Raw genomic sequence first — 18,463 nt, forward strand, 5'->3', positions numbered from 1 at the left:
CATGGCTGAATCAGGTCGAGAACTGGTTTGCCCGCATCCAGCGCGACGTCATTGCGCGTGGCGTATTCACCAGCACCAGGGATCTCGACAAAAAGCTCATGCGGTACATACGTCAATACAATAAGCAGGCACTCCCATTGAAATGGAAGTACTCCGATCCATCGCGGAGAATCCGGTGCAATTCATCTGGTTCAACGGACTAGGAGGCAACTGGAAACAGCACAACCCTCGAAACTAGATTGAGGCAGCTCCCCGACGTTTCGTTTGTCATGCGGTAACCAACCCGCGCATATCAGAATGATCAACCGTCGGATAGCCGCCCGGTCCTGGCCCAAGCATCCTGTTGTTGATGACCGCCAGAGAGACGGTCTCGCCTCGCATTGGTCGTGAGCGCGCAAACTCCGCACTCACGACCAATGCATAGCACGGAAAGCCAACGTCGCGTCAAGGGTCCGCTACGCCGGGCTCACGCCATCCCTTGACCCGTTAAATCTCGGAGAACCACATTTGGCCACTTGACACGGTCCATACATATCAGTGTTCTGGCTCAGAAATAACTACAAGGGCTTCCCCGTTAAGCGCAAGAGCTCATCGGGTCTTCTATCGCAATATGTTGCCTTGCCAACGTCATGTGAGAAGGTGAAGGACTGCGTAACTACAACCGGTCATATTGGGCCAATGGCCCGGACCCCGATGAAAGACGCGCGAGGGGCCTCAGTCGCTTTCCGGGATTCAAGTTCTCCAGTTGACAGGTCAGGTATGCCCCGCGCGGGTCCAACCCGCTTCACAGCACCGCTGGCAGCGCAAAGTGATCGTTTCTATTCCAGATGCTCAAGGAGGAAGGGCGCAAGTCACAGACGAAGAGTTACCTGTGGTGTCAGATGACAGGCACGGGAATCCCGATCTGTTGCTATGCCTATACGCCGGGTCGTGGGGCGAAGCTGGCCGACAAGCTGTTCGCCGGCGTGCAGGAAGGCGCTGCGCTGATGACCGATGGCTAGGAGGCTTAGATTAGCAGGTTGCGGAAATACACCCGCGACGGAAGCGGGCGTATTCGATTTACGCGCCCACCGTTGCTAAATCTTTCGCATTGTGCAATTTCAACGCGAATGCACCTTTTTTAAGCGCCGTGAGGCCGACTTCTGGCCTCATTGCCGCCTTCATGCGCCACTATGGGCGCATTTGTGCCAGCGAGCGCATGCGCACGAGGTTGTAGGCCGCCATGTTCAACACGAACATCTGGTCCACCTTCTTCAAGCCACGCACCATCACCTGGCGCATGCGGCCCACGGTCTTGGCCCAGCCGAAGCCTTGTTCGATCAACTTGCGCTTTTGCTGCGAAATGGCATAGCCCACGCTCGAGGCGATCGTATCGGGCACTGCCGAACGCAGCCCCGAAGTGTTTTGCGCCACGTGCGGTGTGACGTTCATCTGTTGGCACGCCTCGATGAATTCCTGGGCATCGTAACCCTTGTCTGCACCCAACGTGATTTCTACGTTCGGATCCTCTGCCACTTGCCGTGCGTCGTGGATCATGATCTTGGCCGCTTCACGCTCGGCATGCCCGTCGGCGCGTGTCACGCGTGCGTTGACCACCAGGCCGTGCCGGTTATCGGTCAGGGTGTGACCCATGTACCGCAATTCGCTGGCCGTTTTGCCTTTGCGATAGAGCTGCGCATCTGGGTCGGTCCTCGACTGATGTGTCTCGTTGCTGCGCTTCTCGCCCTTGAAGTCGCTCGCGCCGCCACCGTCGTTGTCCTGATCGTCGCCGTCCTTGCGTACAAAGCTCTTGTGTCCCGCCCACGCCTGGATCAGCGTGCCGTCCACGCTGAAATGTTCACCCGAGAGCAGGCACTTCTTCCGGGCGATGGCCACCACCTCGTTAAAAAATTCGATCACCGCGTCATGCTTAATCAGACGCTCGCGGTTCTTCGTAAAGACCGTGGGCACCCACACCTCGTCATCCATTGCCAGGCCGATGAACCAGCGAAACAAGAGGTTGTACTGGACTTGCTCCATCAGTTGGCGCTCGGAGCGGATGCTGAAAAGCACCTGAATCAGCATGGCCCGCAGCAACTTCTCTGGAGCGATGCTCGGCCGCCCGCCCTTTATCTCCGCTTCGTACATCTGGGCGAACAGTCGATCTATCCTCGCCAGCGCGTCGTTCGCCATTACGCGGATCGAACGCAACGGATGTGACTTGGGGACGAAGTCGTCCAGCTCGCGCATGGAAAACAGACTCTCGCTGAATGTGTCGGCGCCGCGCATGATCTCCGTGGGGCAAGTGGTGGTCCATCTATCAACGCTTCACGAACTCTGCGCGATGACGTGCTTCAGCGGTAATTCAGCGGCCTGCTAACCTTTATCGCCGTCCCCAATGATTGAACAGAAGACAGCACTAAACGCGTCGAACGGAACGCACTCATGTTCCAACGCGGCGGCGGCATTTTCCGCCACCCCGATTAGCATAGCAATCAGCACACCGTTACACAGCACCTTCTTCATTTTGGACATGACCGATCCTTTCCGAAAAGTTACCAGGGTTTCAGTGCTGCGACTCGCGCCACTGTCGGCAGGCAACCATGAACCGCACTTTCACTGCGCGCAACTCGTCTCCAAGCACCTTCCGGGCCATGTGTGGCGCAAACGCCCGGAACCCCCAGCACAGACGCTAATGACGCATTGGCGTCAGTCAAATTGCGTCGCGCACTTGCGTCGGCTATCGAACAATGATGTTGGATTCCCTACAAATAGCGCATGATTAGACCGCCGCACGGAACCGGCGACTGTGAGAGAGCGAATTCGTCCTTGCCGACAAATTTCGGTCATCGGAAAACGCCGGCGGCCACAAGCGTGAAGGCGATCCTGGGACATCCGGGACGCTTTCATCATCGTGACCTGCCCGCAGGATGAGCGCCTCCGCGTCATCAATAGACTTGTTGTTTTTCGTCGCCATTGACATCACTTCCGGGTGCGTCAGCTGGCTGTCGCCAGCATTCTAGTTCAGCAGCAATGCGCTCGTGACTATCGCCCCAGAGTAGTTGACGCACGTCGTCGGGCCACGCATCGACGTTGCACCCGTGATGATGCAACAGCGCAAGCGCGAGCCGCTCCATTCCGAATGCGATGCAGGCCGAGTGCGCGATGGCGCCATTCGCGCAACGCAGTTTCCATATCCGACCGAAGTGGTCCATGTGATAGTTGAACGACAGGCAGGCGGTTTTGCGCTGCGGGTCCGTTACCGGAATCAGCAGTTCGAATTTCAACTGCTGCGCGCGCTGACTGTCCGCGACGATCTTGCCGCCGCGGCCGAAGAATGGGTCGTTCGCAACGTCGAGTTCGGCGGGCAGGCGCAACATCCCTGTAAGTGCATGGCCGCGTTCGATCCACGTCGTGCGGAAAGCCTGAACATCTTCTGGCGAGCCAATCCGCACATACTCGCGCATTCTGAACATTTGCATGCGCGTCGGGTCTAGAGAAGGTTCGTGACGAAAGCAGTACGACAACACGTCAAGAGTGAGTCCATTTTCCGGTAGCGGGCCGCGTCGCGCGATGACCGGATAGACCGGATAGCACGCAGCGGGTGTGAGCACAGCGCGCGTTGGCTTTTGCTGGGCTAGCCAGGCGTCGCTTCGCTCGTCGCCGGGACCGGATGGCACGTTGTTGAGCGCCCGCAACAGGCGCCGGTGGTCTCGCTCATCGCCGCAGAACGCGTGAATCGTGCCGGCGAGGTGCGGAAAGTTGTTCAGGTATTCGCTGTCTTCGAAGTCCTTGCGTGGCACCGCTGGCGGGAAGCGCAGAACTTCCGGATGCTGGTCCGCAGCCATGCTGGATATCAGCCAGGTCAGGCGTTCGACGATGCCTTCGTAGATATGGTTGTGTCCATAGAGGCCGTTTTCGCCGGTGTCGACGAGCAGACCGGCTGCGATCAACCGGTCGCGCAACGGCCGTTTGACATCCAATACGGGGGCATCACCGCGTGTATGGTCTGGGACAGAAGATGCGAAAGGTGCGCTCATGTCATGCCTCTATTAATTGTGACGGGCGCTGCGCAAGCAGCAGGCTGGCGGTGTTCTGGTCAATCCGGTCGTTATTTATCATTAGAGGTGCGGAGTAAAGGTCGCGCAAATGCCGGCCGATGCTATAACGGCCGCCATTCCGGTATCCAAAGATCCCGCAGATCATCATCGCTTCGTGTGCGATCCCAAGTGCGGCCGACGAGATGCCGGTTTTCAGGCTATTCATATCAGCCATGAAGCCGAGTTGAACGGTCAGCGGCAATTCCGTTGCGCTTGTGTCGTACTTGGCTGCATGCACAGTCTGCGCTGCGGCAAGTGCAGTACTCACGCGTGCTTTCATCATCTGCAACTGCTCGGTTGCACGAACAAGCCGCCCTCTGGCAAGCGACATGCCATCCGGCAACGTGCGCGACTGAGCGCGGCAGTACTCGTTTGCGCGCCGCAGCGCATCGGTCGCGATGCCTGTCCACACGGCGGCCCACAACGTATGCGATACCGGCTGCATCGTGCGGTTGGCGATGTCGCGGAATGGAGGGAGCAGAATCTGCTCTTCATCACCGTTCGCAACGAGACGAAATCCCGAGCTACAGGTGCCTCGCATACCAAGCGCGTCCCAGATGCCTTGCGGCTCTAGTGCGAGTTGGGCGCGCGACGCGACAATTAGCACCTGATCCGAGGGCGGCGAGTCATCCGCACGGCGCGCGGTAATGAGAATGGCGTCGGCGTAAGCGCCATACGAGATCGTGGGCGCGTCCTTCTCGATGCGGAACCGTTGGCCGTCATACTGTACTGCGCACGTACTGGCGCGCAGACCTCCACCGGTTGTCGCCTCGGAGGTCGCCGATCCGAGCAGCAACTGCTCACGGGCCAGCCTCTCGACAAAAGCGAGCTGCCACGGCCGGTCGCGGCAATGCGAGATCACGCATGCCGCCTGGGTCAAATGCATTGCGTAGATCATCGCAGTGGACGCGCAGCCTTGCGCGATGATTTCGCAGACTGACGCGACTTCGGTCAGCGTTAGACCGGCGCCGCCGGAACTCGCTGGGACCAATGCGGACAGGAGACGCTCCTTTCGCAGTGCGTCGATAGCCTCGGCCGGGAAGCGTGCATCGCGATCGACTGCGTGCGCATTCTCGGCGGCTATCCGGGCGACCCGCAGTGCCGCTTCGTGGGCAAGCTGCGCGTTCATACCGTCACCTTTTGTTTTTGTAGCTGTGAGATCGCGTCGGCCATCGAGTTGATACTCGAGAACAACTGTCGGGCGAGCATCTCGTCGGGAATCGTGACTTCAAAGGTTTCTTCGATCGCAAGCATCAGATGGACAGTCGCTATGGATTCGAGTCCGGCCGCGTACAAGTCGGCTTCATCGCTGAGCGTCTCAGGCGATCCGCGCAAGTGAACCGATTCGCAAATGATACGACGCAGCGTTTTTTTCATTTGGATACCATTATGTGCAGTGAAGAGGCTGTCGAAACTCGTGGAACGGGCTACGGCTAGCCAGTCGGCGTGGGCACCATCTTCAATTGCGGCGAGTGGGGTGCATCAGACGAAGTATCTGGCAGGCTGCAGAACCGTTCGAGCAACCACCGCTGCGCATCACTCATGGCAGCCTCGCGCGCGGCGCGCGTGAACAGCGAGTGATCGTCTATTGGCAACATCGCAACACGTACGTGCGGGAGCCGCCTAAGACCACGAAGATTTGCGCCGAACTGCAGCTTTAATTCGTCGATACCGTGATCGAACTCACCGTATAGCAGCCGCACTTCGGCACCTTTCGCATGGAGAAGTTCGAGGAGTCGGCGAGCATTGTTCGGCGAGAACGACCAACCGATGATCGCGTCCATCAAATCGGCGACGCGACGCTCCAAACGGCGTGTCGCCCGCGCCGCGAGCCCATGTGCCACGCTAGCGAGCGATGCCTTGTCGCCCCAGACGCGCTTCCATTTGTCTGCGCTAAGCGCGGCTTGCCGCAGCGTCCGGTTCGACGCCATAGCGCTGCTGTTTCGCACCCGCTGGTCGTCTTGCCACATGAACTGCTGAAGATTCACGCCGAACGCGCCGACGATTTGCGGGTGCGCCGCGCACGCATGCAGGCCAACGAAAGCACCGCTACAGATACCGAATGTAACGACTGTCGCGTAGCCCTGTTCGAGCAGCCAGTTCGCGCCGGCGATCACATCGGCACATGCGTCTTGCGAATGGAGCGACTCCGCTGTAATAGTGCATTCTTCTGGGGCGCTGTCGCCGAGACCGGCCAGATCCATTCGCAGCGACGCGATACCTATTGCGGCGAGCCGGCGGGCGAACAGCACGAAGCAGCGGCCGTCGCCGATGTTGTGGTTCGCGGCCGTGTTTGGGAACAGCACCGCGGGAGCATTTTCGAGAGCGTCGCGCGGGCGGCAGTACACGCCGAAGCATGCGCCGACAGAAACTGGCTGCTCCGTGAAATTTGGACCGGCCAATGTGGGAGCGACGGGTATGGCGAGTAACACGGACTGATTCAGTATGCGCTGAGAAGCTGCCGAAGCGTCGATATCGCCATTTCCGTCGACGTCGCCCGCGAGCCATGCCGATACGGTCGCGAACGCACGAGCCGGAAGCTTGCTGAAGCGTGCCTCGACGAGGAAGTCATCAAGTTCATCGAACGGCGCACGCTCGACGGCGGCGCCATACGCATCATATCGTGCGCTCAATGCGTCACCGCTTTCGCGGTCGTTCGCCTCGAGCAGGAGTACGCGTCGTACGGATGCTGTTCTGTCGTTGCGCAGATCGATCGCCGCGAGTCTGTCGATGTCGTCACCATGAAGCCCGAAGCCTAACGCGCTGACCGTGCTCATGTTGTCTGGCGCCGTGTACATTCTGTTAAGGGCGCGTGCGCTGAGCCAGCGTTGATGGTGCGCATGGAGTTCGCGCAGGTATTTTTTCCCGGACAGCACGGGGGCGAGCAGCACGAGTCCATCAATGCAGGACAACCGTTCGGCGGCAAGCGTGGCGAGCATCGCGCCTAGCCGGAACCCGCATAGCGAGACGCGCTGTACGCCAGATACCGTGCGCAGGTATCCGAGCGCATCGGCTATGCTGCCGATCCATGCGTCGACGCGATCCGGATCCTCTTCAACATGTAGTGAATTGCCGGTTCCCGGATAGTCGAAACGCAGCGTGGGCATTTGCTGCGCGGCCAGTCTTTCGGCCAACTGTAACCACGCACGATGCGTGCATAGTTCGTCGTAGCCAAACGCATTGCACAGCACGACACCGTGCTGTCCTGGGGCGGGATGGAGCCACCCGGCACAGTCGCCGAAGACGACAGCTTGCATAAGGGACCAATCCAAAAATTCCCATATCTGGGATGTTTAATTTCGGAGTGCGATATTTGCTCGGTTTCCGAAAGACGGAGTCCGAGAAGATGCATACACCGATCGCACCAAATCGCGGGTATTTATAGAGCCCGATATTGCGCAAAGCCTGCGCGTCGAGACAATGAACTTCGCGCCCAACTTCGCGTGCCGGAGTTCTCAGCGCTCAAGGCGTTCGGTGTCGCCCCCCAAGACGCGACCACGTTTGAAGGAGCACGTTCTCGTAGACGCACAACAGAGTGCTTGTCAATGTCATACTGACTTCAATCGCCATTTTAGAATCACTCACACGTCGACCGCCACGAGTGACGAATGGCCCCGGCGTATGAACCATGGACCGGTCGAAGTCAAGATAGATATGAGTGGGTAGACGAGCTAAATAATTTTCGGTGCACAATAATTTCCTAAAAAAATATAATGTCGTAAATCTCAAAATGTTTTCGAATAGTTTCGAAGAGAAATTGGGCCGCTGGAGCCAAAGGAAAAATCCGTGGTCGCTACCAAATTGTGCTGACAACGATTTATCTGTGCGGAGGGCGGTGTACACCGAGCTTCAGGTCGGATGTTGCGGGTTAGCGGGCCCATTCTCATAAAGAGGATCACGGCTCCGATGGTAAAGGGTACTCGGAGAGCAATATTTGCGCCGGACGCGCCAGTTGCGTTCAGGCAGCTCATGCAAATTTGCGTTCATGGCGCGGATAGTGGGTGGCTGTACTGTGCATTGCGGGACGCACTATGCGGCATTTCCGTGTCGACTACAAAATCGATTGTTTGGATAACACTGATTCACGTAACGGATGCATGCATGCGAGAAATATGCGCGATGATGGTTTTGCTAAGTCGGACTTCCAACACTAGTCCATTGCGTCATTGAAAAAGCACCTTATTTGGTATCCAATGAAACGCATGGAAAAGATGAATTTGACCACGCTTGAGCGCAAACAATTGCTGTCAGCAACTCGTAGCCAAACGGTGCGCGCAGCGGACGCGCGGCGTGCACGGCTGATCTTGATGCTTGATGAAGGCGAAGCACGTGAGGCGATCATGCAGCGGCTGCGATGTGACTCGCGCTTCATTACTCGTTGGTCGAGTCGGTTTTTGGCGGAGCGGTTGGCAGGCCTGTACGCGCGCCATCCGGGACGAGCTCCTGTGCATCCGCCTGAAAAGCTCGAGGCGCGGGTTCTGAATCTCACGCTTAAGCACCGGCCCTCGGACGGCTCGACGCATTGGAGCAGCTATAAGCTTGCGGCGGCTCTGGGCGATGTAGGCGCCTCGACGGTACAGCGCATCTGGCGCAAGCACGGCGTGCGCCCCCATCGACTCGATACGCATATGGTCTCAAACGACCCTGACTTCGAGACCAAGGCTGCAGACGTTATCGGCCTGTATCTGAACCCGCCCGCACATGCGGTGGTGTTCTGCGTGGACGAGAAGACGGCAATTCAAGCTCTGGATCGTAAGGATCGGATGCTACCGCTGTCGCCAGGGCGCGTCGAGAGCCATGGCTTCGAATACAAACGTAACGGCACGCTTAGCCTGTTCGCTGCGCTCAATACGGCAACCGGGGAAGTCATCGGCAAGGCCGCACCGCGCCATACCAGCAAACAGTTCGTGGCCTTCCTCACCGACGTTATCGCCAGCCAGCGGCCCAAACAAGAGATCCATGTGATCTGCGAAAACGTCAGCAGCCACAAGACACCGCGCGTGCACGAATTCTTGCGACAACACCGCAACGTGCGGTTGCATTACACGCCAACCTATACCTCTTGGCTGAATCAGGTCGAAAACTGGTTCTCGCGCATCCAGCGCGATGTAATTGTGCGAGGCATCTTCACCACGGTGAAGGATTTGGACCGCAAGCTGATGCGCTACATCCGCGAGCACAACAAGAATCCCAAGCCGATCAAATGGAAATACGATGATCCATCACGACGAATTCGACCAGTGCCATTTCAATGACGCAGTCGACTAGATCGCCCTGCTGAGCCGAAGGATATCCGGCAACCCGAAATCACCGACCTCGGGTCGGACAAAACCGCGCGCGACAGCAATGCTGACTGCTATCTGGTAAGCGACAGTTCGTTCACGCAGCAGAGCATTCAACCCCTGCGCGAGAATCTCCCAATCTGACGCTGACAGTCCATCCGGTTTTGCAGGATTGACTTTCGACATGAATGAGCCTCCAGTACAGATTCGATCTGGACAGATCGACCACGTGGATTCACCATGAGGTTCCTTTCCTCATCTTCAGTAACAGATGAGAGGTGGTAGAGCTCATCGAACCACATGATTCTGAAGCTGCGCATCGTCCGGACTTGGGCTCTCATGGCCCGTTTCCCTTTGCCGAACGATTGCATTTATTACCCGGTACGCAAACACGATAGCCGGTCCGATCGTAATGCCAGCGCCGGGATAGATTCCGCGCATTGGGGACGTCATGTCGTTCCCACATGCAAACAGTCCATCAATTGGCCAGCCTTCGACAGACAGCACCCGGCCGTCGGTATCGGTCTTCAGCCCCACCGCGGTACCGAGGGTGGCCGGCAAAATACGCAGGGCGATGAAGGGTGCTTTCTGTATCGGCCCGAGATTCGGGTTTTTCGTGCCAACGGCTGGATCGCCCAGTGTCCGGTTGAACGCTGACTCGCCTCGCTGAAAGTCTGGGTCGATGCCTCTGCTGGCGTTGTGGTTGTGCTGATCAACCGTCGCCTGGAGGACATTTGGCTCAATTCCAATCTGCAAAGCAAGATCATTGATAGTCGAACCGGTCTGGATGTATCCGCGCTGCTCGTATTTGCGGAGGGCAAGTGTCCACGGCCAAGGCAGGATATGGCCCATTCCCCGCTTCAGGATGAAATCGTGATCGCAGATGAAGAAGAACCGATCATCTTTCGGGTAGCCATGGTCGAACATTGCGAGACAGATGTCGTGGTATGAGTTCGACTCGTTGACGAACCGGCGCCCATCGGGCCCAACCGCAATGACCCCGGGCCGCCCGCGGTCCAGCCAGCCATAGGGGACAGTTTGCTGCTTCCCGTTTTCACCGAGCAGCGACACTGGGGTCCAGAAACCCGCGCTGCGCACCTCAGTATCAACTGAGGCGCCAGCCTGGAGAGCCAGGTTGATGCCATCCCCGGTTACGTCAGGATGCGTCAGAGTCTGCTCGTGGGGGTGAAGGCCGCTAAGTTCGGATCTGAGCACCGGATTCCTGGCGAATCCACCGGTGGCTAACACAACGCCGTACCGCGCGTTGACCTTGACAGCGCCAGACGGCCCCTCCACGACGCCACCGATCGCACGACCATTCCTGATGATGAGTTCGCGCAGCGATGCACTGGTCCAGATGGTGACCTGCCGCTGACGCAGACTGACGAGGAATCGCGCGATCAGCGCGTTGCCGCCACTCAGTTCGGTCCCGCGACGAAAGCGCATGCGGTCGGCCGAATAGCGACTCACTCTGCGAAGCACGTGCCGGAGGGCCTTCAGAGACCGGAACGGACTGAGGAAGTTGTTGATCTCGCTGGACGAGATCATCATGCCACCGAGCACAACGCGGATCGGATCGCCGATGAGTTCAAAATCATCCTTGAGCCGCCGACCATCAAACGGGACGGGGGACAACGCACGTCCCTTGTCGACACCTCCCGGCCGGGCAGAATGATAGTCAGGTGCAGCAGCAAGTGCGAAGCGTACCTCGGTATCCTTCTCCAGCTCCGAAATCGCCTCCGGGCCGTCGTTCAGCAAGGCTTCGATGAAGTCCGGACGATAGAACTGGCCCAGCTCCCCTTTCAGATATGTGCGCGCCTGGTCTAGTGAGTCCTTGATGCCAGCCTTGACTGCCTGCTGCGAGCATGGAATCCAGATCATGCCGTTGGACAACGCCGTAGTGCCGCCAAGGCGTTGCGATTTCTCGCAGACGAGCACGCTGAGTCCCTGCTTTGCGGCGAACAGGGCCGCAGACAGGCCAGCAGCGCCACTACCGATGACAAGGAGATCGACATCCTCCTCCTTCTGCGGCGCTGACTTTGATGGAGTCTGTATCTGACGTAACGTTGTTGAATTGCTCATCATGACGGGCTCGGATGTAAACAGTAGATCGGGTTGCTCAGGTAAGGCGTTCGTCCAGCGACACCGCCTTGAATGCCTCGGCTGCGGCCTTCACTGCTCGCTCGATCGGGATTCGTTCAATGGAAGATGCGCCGACAAAACCAACGCATTTCGTTGATCGATAGACTTCCTGCGTATCTTCCGGTTCGGCGACCGCCCCACCGTGGGCGAGCAGGATGACGTCGTCGCGAACCGCAAGCGCTGCGGAATTGATCTCGTTGATCCGCTGGACAGCCGTGGCAATGTTCTGGCCTCCTTCGTGCCCTGCAAGCCCACCTCGCGTCGCACCAACGTGCGGAACGATGCAGTCCGCCCCCGCTTCGGCCATGCTTCTCGCGTCCGACGCAGTGGCCACGTAGGCCATCGTGAAGATATCCTTGCGCCGTGCGAGCGAAATCATCTCCAGTTCGCGCTCGAATCCCAGGCCCACGCGGCCACGGCGATTTCGCCACGTCTCGCCCATCGTCGAGATGGTCGGGTAGTTGATCACCCCGGAAAATCCCGCCTGCCAGAAGCGATCCAGCAACGCGTCGAGATCGAGCCGCAGCGGGTCCCACGCCTCCACCCCGCCGATCACCGGTACGTCGGCCACGACGTTGCGAATCTCCGAGGCAAGTTCGACCGTCCTGGCATTCGAGTCGCCGATACGGCTCGTTGGCAACCCCATCAATCTGGAAAGACCGGTGCTGTACACGACCAGCAGGTCGGCCCCACCCAAAGCCGCACATTTCGCAACCAGACCACAGCTGCTTCCCGCCGCAAGGACTGGTCTGCCTTCAGCGACCTGTCGGAGCAAGCCGTCGCGAATTGACGTACGGGTAAACATTTTCATGGCCGGACTTCCTGGTTAAGCTGTTTAGTCATCCACGACACTGCGGCGTGCGCAAATGCAGGGTCATTGATGTGGCAATCGATCTCGATCGCGGGAATGGCCGGCGGAAGCGCCTCGCGGACGCCCTGAAACCATGCGCGATCTGCAGGCGGATCAAAGAATGCCTCACCTTCGCGGTCGTAATCGGACACACCGCGGCGCGGCCACAGGACACAGGTAGGTCCTTTTGCCCTGGCGATTTTGCAACCAGTAATGCGCCCAATCTCCCTGTTCTCTTGTGCCGTCGTGCGCATGAGCGTGGTAAATGGCGTATGTGAGTAGAAGGTTCGCCCTTCGAACTGCGCCGGCACAGTGTCTGGCGCGCCAAAATTCACCATGTCGACAGCACCAGGCGCAACCAGCTGTGGAACGCCTGACTCGGTTGCCGCCGTCAGTCGTTCCGGCCCGGCACTCGCCGCCCCCCCCACCAGCTCGTCCGCGAGCTCCGTGGTCGTGAGGTCAATGACGCCATCGAATTCGCCAGCGCGCACCAGCTTTTCCATCGTCCGTCCACCCGCACCGTTCGCGGGAAATACGATCGAATCGACGCCTGAGTTTCGAAGCTGGGCAACACAGGCGGAGGCAGCCGGCGTTGTCACGCCGAACGCCGTGATGGCAACCACTTTCCGGGCGCGTCGACGGGCGGGCTGAAAACGCATCGCCGCGATCGCATTTACTGCGTTGTTCAGCACACGTTCTGTGAAGTCGTTAATGCCGAACAGATCGACAAGCGTCGGATAAAACAGGATGTCACTCTGACGGGCCAGTTCCGCCAAAAGTGCGGGCCGCGCGCTTGATACAAGAATGCGGGGAAAGCCATACGGAAGATCACCCGCGATCGCCCCGAACGCTGCGCTGCCCTTGCCTCCGGCGATGCCAAGAACCGCCGTCACTTCACCGGACTTCGTTCGCATCTCAAGTTCGTCGCGGACCAATCCCGCAATTCTGGCCAGCATGCCGGATGCGGACTTCCGCTGACCATTCGATTGATCATTGCCTTTCTCATCAGGAAGTAGCTCACGCGCGTACGGTCCGGCGGTACCGATATCGAAAATCCGACAGGATCGACCGAGCCGCCCCAGTGCTTTCGACACAAAAGCTACCTCGGCACCCTTGGTGTCCAATGTGGCGATGATGGCCACTGCATCATTTCCAGATGGCGATGTCATTTGAGTTTCGTCCAATGCCAATAGATTAGTAGTGCATATTTCAAGACAAACGATACTTGATTAATCAGTTCGTTGTGGAGAACGCTAAGCGCTCATTTTAGAGATATGCGTACTGTCCAGCGACGCGCATAGCGGGCCGCTCTCGCGGAGGCGGAAAGACGTGCCAGGTGCCGTCGCCGTGGCGAAAGAAAAACATCTCTACCAACTGCCCCGTTCTTACTGTCTCGACGCACACGTAACGCGCCTGCGCGGTGCGTCGATGGCTGAATCGCTTGACCCGCACCCGGCCCGAGGGGTCCGGTGCGAGCCAGTGTTCCACCATTGCACGAAGCGACCTCTCAGCATCCGCCATTGCTCTCTCCAGCCACTGGCCGTACGTCCGCCGCGCGACAACGGTTCTGACCATACCGCCGCCTTCGCCTGCAACCAGACACGTCAATTCCACGCCCGTGGGACATTCCTGCGCCGCAACGCTTGCCCGCTTGCGTCAAAGAGGTGGCAATCGCCCTTCGCAACTGACAGCGCGACTCGCCCCATTGGAGCTGCGAAGTTTCCTTCCGCGGGGGCTCGTGCAACAAGTGCCTCACCGCCCACTGTTCCATAGAGATAAGTCGCGTTGCCGAGATGTTCGACAAAGTCGACATCGAGCTCCACGCGCAGCTGATCGTGGTCACTGGTTGGCGCGGTGAAGTCATCCGGACGCACGCCGACCGTGACAGCTTGACCGGGTGAAACACCGTCCGCCTCGACCGGCAACACGACCGGGGCCGCGCTGCTCAGACTCACGGTCACCCCTCCGGGGCCCGTGTTCACACAGGCTGCCTTGAGAAAATTCATACGCGGGGACCCGATGAATCCGGCCACAAACTGTGAGCTGGGCTGATGATAAAGCTCGTGCGGCGTTCCGACCTGCTCGATATGGCCGTTCCGAAGCACAACGATCTTGTCGGCCATGGTCATTGCCTCGACCTGATCATGGGTGACATAGATCATCGTGTTGCCGAGTTCACGGTGCAGCTTCGCGATCTGCACACGCATCTGCACGCGAAGCTCCGTATCGAGGTTCGACAGCGGCTCGTCAAAGAGAAAGACCTTGGGCTCCCTGACGATGGCGCGCCCGATCGCCACACGCTGGCGCTGACCGCCCGAGAGCTGCTTTGGCCGACGATCGAGCAGGTGCGCGATCTGAAGCATGCCGGCGACTTCTTCAACCCGCGGCCCGATCGCGTCACGAGGCACCTTCGCCATGCGCAGCGGAAATGCCAGGTTGTCCCGCACGCTTAGATGCGGGTAAAGGGCGTAGCTCTGAAACACCATGCCGAGATTTCGATCAGCCGCGTCGAGATGATTGACCACCTGGTTATCGATGGAAAGCCGTCCGCCGGTGATCTGCTCGAGGCCCCCGATCATGCGCAACAGCGTCGACTTGCCTGATCCCGACGGACCCACGAAGACAACGAATTCGCCGTGGCGGATCGACAGATCGATGTCGTGGAGAATCTCCATCCCACCATAGCTCTTCCGGACACTTTCGAGTTGAACTTCAGCCATGACTCGCTCCCAGTGCGTTCTCGTTGAAGACAGGAATATCCCGCAGGCTTTGAACGACAAAATCGGGCGGCAAAAGCACGGGATCTTCGACGGCTGGGACACCCGTCATAACGAGCACCGAGCACAACCCGGCGCGCTTGCCCGCCTGGATATCGGTGGGAATCTGGTCGCCGACCATGATGGTTTCCTCGCGCGCTGTGCCCAGGCGAGCCAGCGCTGCTTCAATCATGTGCGTCTCCGGCTTGCCCACAATGATGGGCTTTACCCGTGCCGCCACCGCCACGGCAGTCAGCTGTGCTCCCGCCCCCGGCTCGAATCCCTGGGCCGTGGGCAACAACAGGTCCGGGTTCGTTCCAATCAATGTGGCACCGTCCAGGATGGCCCGTACCGCAACGCGCATCTTCTCGTGCGAAATCGCGCGGTCTAGTCCCATGATCACCGCTGCTGGCGAACGGTCGGTGATGTTCATACCTGCCCCGGCAACCGCGTTCGTGAGCGACTCTGCACCGATCACATACACTGGTGTCCCTTCCGGCCACATGGTGCGAAGCAGGCGCGCTGTCTCGCCAGCGGACGTGACCACCTCCTGCGACTCGATCGGAAGTCCCATGTCCGCAAGCTTTTTCACCACGTCAGCCTCGGTGTGCGTCGAATTGTTCGTGACGAAGCAGAACGGCACGCCGAGCCTGCGCCACCCTTGAAAAGCCTCGATCGATTCTTTGATCGCCTGTTTTCCGCGATAGACAACGCCATCGAGATCCGAGACAACGCCACGGATGCGCGGCCAGGCCCGCATTTGCATTTGCTTATCCATTCATCAGCATCCCACCGTTCACATGGATGATCTGCCCGGTGATGTAATCGGCTGCCGGGCTCGCAAGGAAAAGCGCCAGGCCCGAGATGTCCTGCGGTATGCCGACACGGCCGAGAGGAATGCGTCCGCTGTGTCGTGCCTCGGTCTCTTCCCGCGGACGCCCGTGCATCGGCGTATCGATGATGCCTGGCGCGATGCCATTGACGTTGATTCCGAGCGGTGCGCATTCATACGCGAGCAGCTTCGTCAGGTCATGCACCACTGCCTTCGACAGGCAGTAGTCAGCGCCGCCCGCCTGATAGTTGAATACAGCGCCCTGCGATGACAGGGAGGAGCCGATGTTGATGATGCGACCGCCCCCTTGACGCATGGATCTCGCCACGACAAGTTTCGAGCAGAGAAGGATCGCGTTCGCATTGATCTCGAGCGTTCGCTTCGTTTTTTCGTTATCTCCCGTCAGCAAAGGCTCCGCCGATTTCACGCCGGCGTTATTCACCAGGACTTGAAGCGGGCCGAAGCGTTCAGTCACTTCGTCAATGACATTTGCAACGTCCGCCTCGTCGGTCACATCCATCGCCATCGGAACGACGCCCTCGAGTTCCGGGCTGCGCGCGAGGATTGTGCGTAAGGCATCGAGGTTCGTATCGGTGGCCACGACCCGCGCGCCCGCCTGATGGAAGGCCGATGTGATGGCAGCGCCGATGCCGCCGCCGGCGCCGGTCACGAGTACGGTTCGGCTTGATAGGGAAAATGGTGCGGACATTACGACTCCAGTGACATGATGGGTTGCAAAAAGTCGTCGACTTCGCGAGCCGAGGGCATCGCGATCTGTGCGCCGTGGCGTGTGACCGAGATCGCCGCGACAGCCATGGCCCGGCAAATCGCACTACGAATCGGACGTCCCATTGCGATCGCTGCCGCAAGGCCACCGGTAAAGGCGTCCCCGGCACCGGTTGTATCGACCGCCTGTACGGGGAACGCCGGCATCCCGAAGGATTGTTCGATATCGGCATACCAGGAACCCTGTTCGCCCAGCGTGATCACGACAGCGCGGGGACCCAGTTCGAGCAGCGCAGTGGCGGCGCTTCGCGCCGTTTTATCGTCCACGACGTGAATGCCCGTGAGCTCCGACGCCTCCGCTGCATTCGGCGTGACGATATCGACGGCCCGCCATGCATCCCGGCTCATACCCGATTGCACGGGCGCAGGGTTGAAGACGAGCGTGAACGGAACTTCACGTTTTAGCGAGAACAGGTATTCGAGAGCCGGCAGTGGCAGTCCCATCTCTGCGACGACAACGGTATCCCGCGAGATGAAACTCGCGCCATGGCTGATACTCGCAACCGTGATGTGCCGGTTTGCACCCGGGTCGATGATGACCACGTTGCTGCCGTCATTGCCTACTGCCACGAGTGCGGATCCGGACGGTTCTCCCGACGCGATCTCGACTGCATCCACGATCACGCCAGCCTCTTCCAGCGAGCGCAGCAGGAAGTCTCCCGCCTCGTCGCCACCGATTCGCGTAAAGAATCGTGGCGCAGCGCCAAGCCTGGCAGCGGCGACCGCCTGATTGGCCCCCTTGCCGCCTGCGTAGCGGGCGAGCGTGCCCATGACCGATTCGCCTGCCGCAGGCAGGTGCTCGACTTCAAAGCATAAGTCGAGATTTGTGGTTCCGAAGAACATGAGAGGACGGGGGGTCGCATTCATTTCACGGCTCCCATCGTCAGGCCACGTTCGAGGTGCTTCTGGCCAAGCAGGATGAGAATGACCGGGACTGCCATGGTCACGACGAGGCCCGCGGCCATCACCGGATAGAACTGAAGGCCGGGATTCAGCAGCTTCAGCAGCGCCACCGTGACCGGTGCCTTGTCGGAACTCAACATCAACCCGAGCGCAAAGTTGTGCCACGCAAGCAGGAATACCAGTAACGACGCTCCAATCAGCCCGGGCTTAAGCAGCGGCAACACGATATGCAGCACCACACGCGCAGGCTTCGCCCCGTCCATCGCAGCCGCTTCCTCGATATCTTTTGGGATATCTTCGATATACGAGCGGCTTAACCACACGATCATGGGCAGCGTGATGACCTGATAGACCCAGATCATCCCGAGATACGTGTCGTATAGGCCGATCGCCTGGAACACGTTGAAGAGCGGAATGACCACCAGAAGGACTGGAGCGAACCGGAATCCCAGGATGAAAAACGCAATGTCTTCCTTGAACGGAATGTCCTTGCGCGCGAGCACATATCCCGCGGGGACGCCTGCCAGCAGGGAAACGATCACCGAACCGAGGGCAATGACCACACTGTTGATCACCGGATGCAGGAAGTCGACCTTCAGCGAGCCATAGCTCGTCGCGCCGGACTGCGCTGCGTCGAACAGCACGCGGAAGTTTTCAAGCGTGGGTTGAAAAACGAACTGCGGCGGCCAGGCCATGACCTGCCCCTGCGTCTTGAGCGACATCAGCACGATCCAGACAATCGGAAAGGCAATGATCGCTGCACCACCCAGCACGAGCAGATTGAGGCCGAAACGGATACCGTACGAGCGATGGATAGTCATGGGATCAACTCC

Annotated in this window: 16 protein-coding genes and 2 pseudogenes; 3 read left to right on the plus strand and 15 right to left on the minus strand. The window is 59.1% G+C overall.

The genetic code is table 11. The features are described from left to right. Together AB4Y35_RS39020 and AB4Y35_RS39025 are read left to right on the plus strand one after the other, a co-directional pair. Nucleotides 1-203: pseudogene (locus tag AB4Y35_RS39020) on the plus strand (IS630 family transposase); the annotation flags it as partial. 618 nt (nt 204-821) lie between these two features. Further along, nucleotides 822-998 (plus strand): annotated as a pseudogene (locus tag AB4Y35_RS39025) (transposase); the annotation flags it as partial. Nucleotides 999-1,170: 172 nt separating this feature from the next. Here the strand turns inward: AB4Y35_RS39025 and AB4Y35_RS39030 are convergent. From AB4Y35_RS39030 to AB4Y35_RS39055, 6 genes are all read right to left on the minus strand, one after another. Beyond that, nucleotides 1,171-2,268: an IS5 family transposase gene (locus tag AB4Y35_RS39030; protein WP_368692130.1), complete on the minus strand. Its 1,098-nt coding sequence runs from the start codon at nt 2,266-2,268 to the stop codon at nt 1,171-1,173. 87 nt (nt 2,269-2,355) lie between these two features. Continuing rightward, nucleotides 2,356-2,514 (minus strand): hypothetical protein, encoded by a 159-nt coding sequence (locus AB4Y35_RS39035; RefSeq protein ID WP_368692129.1) that lies wholly within the window; start codon nt 2,512-2,514, stop codon nt 2,356-2,358. 413 nt (nt 2,515-2,927) lie between these two features. Continuing rightward, nucleotides 2,928-4,019 (minus strand): amino acid--[acyl-carrier-protein] ligase, encoded by a 1,092-nt coding sequence (locus AB4Y35_RS39040; protein ID WP_368692128.1) that lies wholly within the window; start codon nt 4,017-4,019, stop codon nt 2,928-2,930. Between the two features lies 1 nt (nt 4,020). After that, nucleotides 4,021-5,208: an acyl-CoA dehydrogenase family protein gene (locus AB4Y35_RS39045; protein ID WP_368692127.1), complete on the minus strand. Its 1,188-nt coding sequence runs from the start codon at nt 5,206-5,208 to the stop codon at nt 4,021-4,023. Next, the gene (locus AB4Y35_RS39050; protein WP_368692126.1) at nt 5,205-5,456 is read right to left on the minus strand and encodes an acyl carrier protein; all 252 of its coding nucleotides are present in this window, start codon (nt 5,454-5,456) and stop codon (nt 5,205-5,207) included. Before AB4Y35_RS39050 ends, AB4Y35_RS39045 begins: the two co-directional genes overlap by 4 nt. A gap of 56 nt (nt 5,457-5,512) precedes the next feature. Further along, nucleotides 5,513-7,336, minus strand: a complete 1,824-nt coding sequence (locus tag AB4Y35_RS39055) for an alpha/beta fold hydrolase (protein ID WP_368692125.1) — start codon at nt 7,334-7,336, stop codon at nt 5,513-5,515. Nucleotides 7,337-8,272: 936 nt separating this feature from the next. Between AB4Y35_RS39055 and AB4Y35_RS39060 the strand changes: the two genes are divergently transcribed. Then, entirely contained in the window at nt 8,273-9,334 is a 1,062-nt protein-coding gene (locus AB4Y35_RS39060; protein WP_368692124.1) for an IS630 family transposase, read from the plus strand. 9 nt (nt 9,335-9,343) lie between these two features. On the opposite strand, the gene AB4Y35_RS39065 is transcribed toward AB4Y35_RS39060, so the two are convergent. The 9 genes from AB4Y35_RS39065 to AB4Y35_RS39105 form a co-directional block, all read right to left on the minus strand. Continuing rightward, nucleotides 9,344-9,547 (minus strand): hypothetical protein, encoded by a 204-nt coding sequence (locus tag AB4Y35_RS39065; RefSeq protein WP_012406554.1) that lies wholly within the window; start codon nt 9,545-9,547, stop codon nt 9,344-9,346. A 102-nt stretch (nt 9,548-9,649) separates the two neighbouring features. After that, nucleotides 9,650-11,446 carry an FAD-dependent oxidoreductase gene (locus AB4Y35_RS39070; protein WP_368692123.1) on the minus strand — a complete coding sequence of 599 codons (1,797 nt, stop codon included), beginning with the start codon at nt 11,444-11,446 and terminating at the stop codon, nt 9,650-9,652. A gap of 34 nt (nt 11,447-11,480) precedes the next feature. Next, entirely contained in the window at nt 11,481-12,314 is an 834-nt protein-coding gene (locus tag AB4Y35_RS39075) for a phosphoenolpyruvate hydrolase family protein (RefSeq protein ID WP_368692122.1), read from the minus strand. Next, entirely contained in the window at nt 12,311-13,495 is a 1,185-nt protein-coding gene (locus AB4Y35_RS39080) for a Tm-1-like ATP-binding domain-containing protein (protein ID WP_368692121.1), read from the minus strand. Before AB4Y35_RS39080 ends, AB4Y35_RS39075 begins: the two co-directional genes overlap by 4 nt. 462 nt (nt 13,496-13,957) lie before the next feature. Continuing rightward, nucleotides 13,958-15,073 carry an ABC transporter ATP-binding protein gene (locus tag AB4Y35_RS39085; RefSeq protein ID WP_368692120.1) on the minus strand — a complete coding sequence of 372 codons (1,116 nt, stop codon included), beginning with the start codon at nt 15,071-15,073 and terminating at the stop codon, nt 13,958-13,960. Continuing rightward, nucleotides 15,066-15,887 carry an HAD-IIA family hydrolase gene (locus tag AB4Y35_RS39090; protein ID WP_368692119.1) on the minus strand — a complete coding sequence of 274 codons (822 nt, stop codon included), beginning with the start codon at nt 15,885-15,887 and terminating at the stop codon, nt 15,066-15,068. The genes AB4Y35_RS39085 and AB4Y35_RS39090 overlap by 8 nt, the downstream gene beginning before the upstream one ends. Beyond that, on the minus strand, nt 15,880-16,650 hold the full coding sequence (locus AB4Y35_RS39095; protein WP_368692118.1) for an SDR family NAD(P)-dependent oxidoreductase: 771 nt from the start codon (nt 16,648-16,650) through the stop codon (nt 15,880-15,882). Before AB4Y35_RS39095 ends, AB4Y35_RS39090 begins: the two co-directional genes overlap by 8 nt. Continuing rightward, entirely contained in the window at nt 16,650-17,594 is a 945-nt protein-coding gene (locus AB4Y35_RS39100; RefSeq protein WP_368692117.1) for a ribokinase, read from the minus strand. The genes AB4Y35_RS39095 and AB4Y35_RS39100 overlap by 1 nt, the downstream gene beginning before the upstream one ends. Then, entirely contained in the window at nt 17,591-18,451 is an 861-nt protein-coding gene (locus tag AB4Y35_RS39105; protein WP_368692116.1) for a carbohydrate ABC transporter permease, read from the minus strand. Before AB4Y35_RS39105 ends, AB4Y35_RS39100 begins: the two co-directional genes overlap by 4 nt. Between the last annotated feature and the right edge of the window lie 12 nt (nt 18,452-18,463).

The sequence above is a fragment of the Paraburkholderia sp. EG286A genome (assembly GCF_040965375.1).
Taxonomy (GTDB): Bacteria; Pseudomonadota; Gammaproteobacteria; order Burkholderiales; family Burkholderiaceae; genus Paraburkholderia.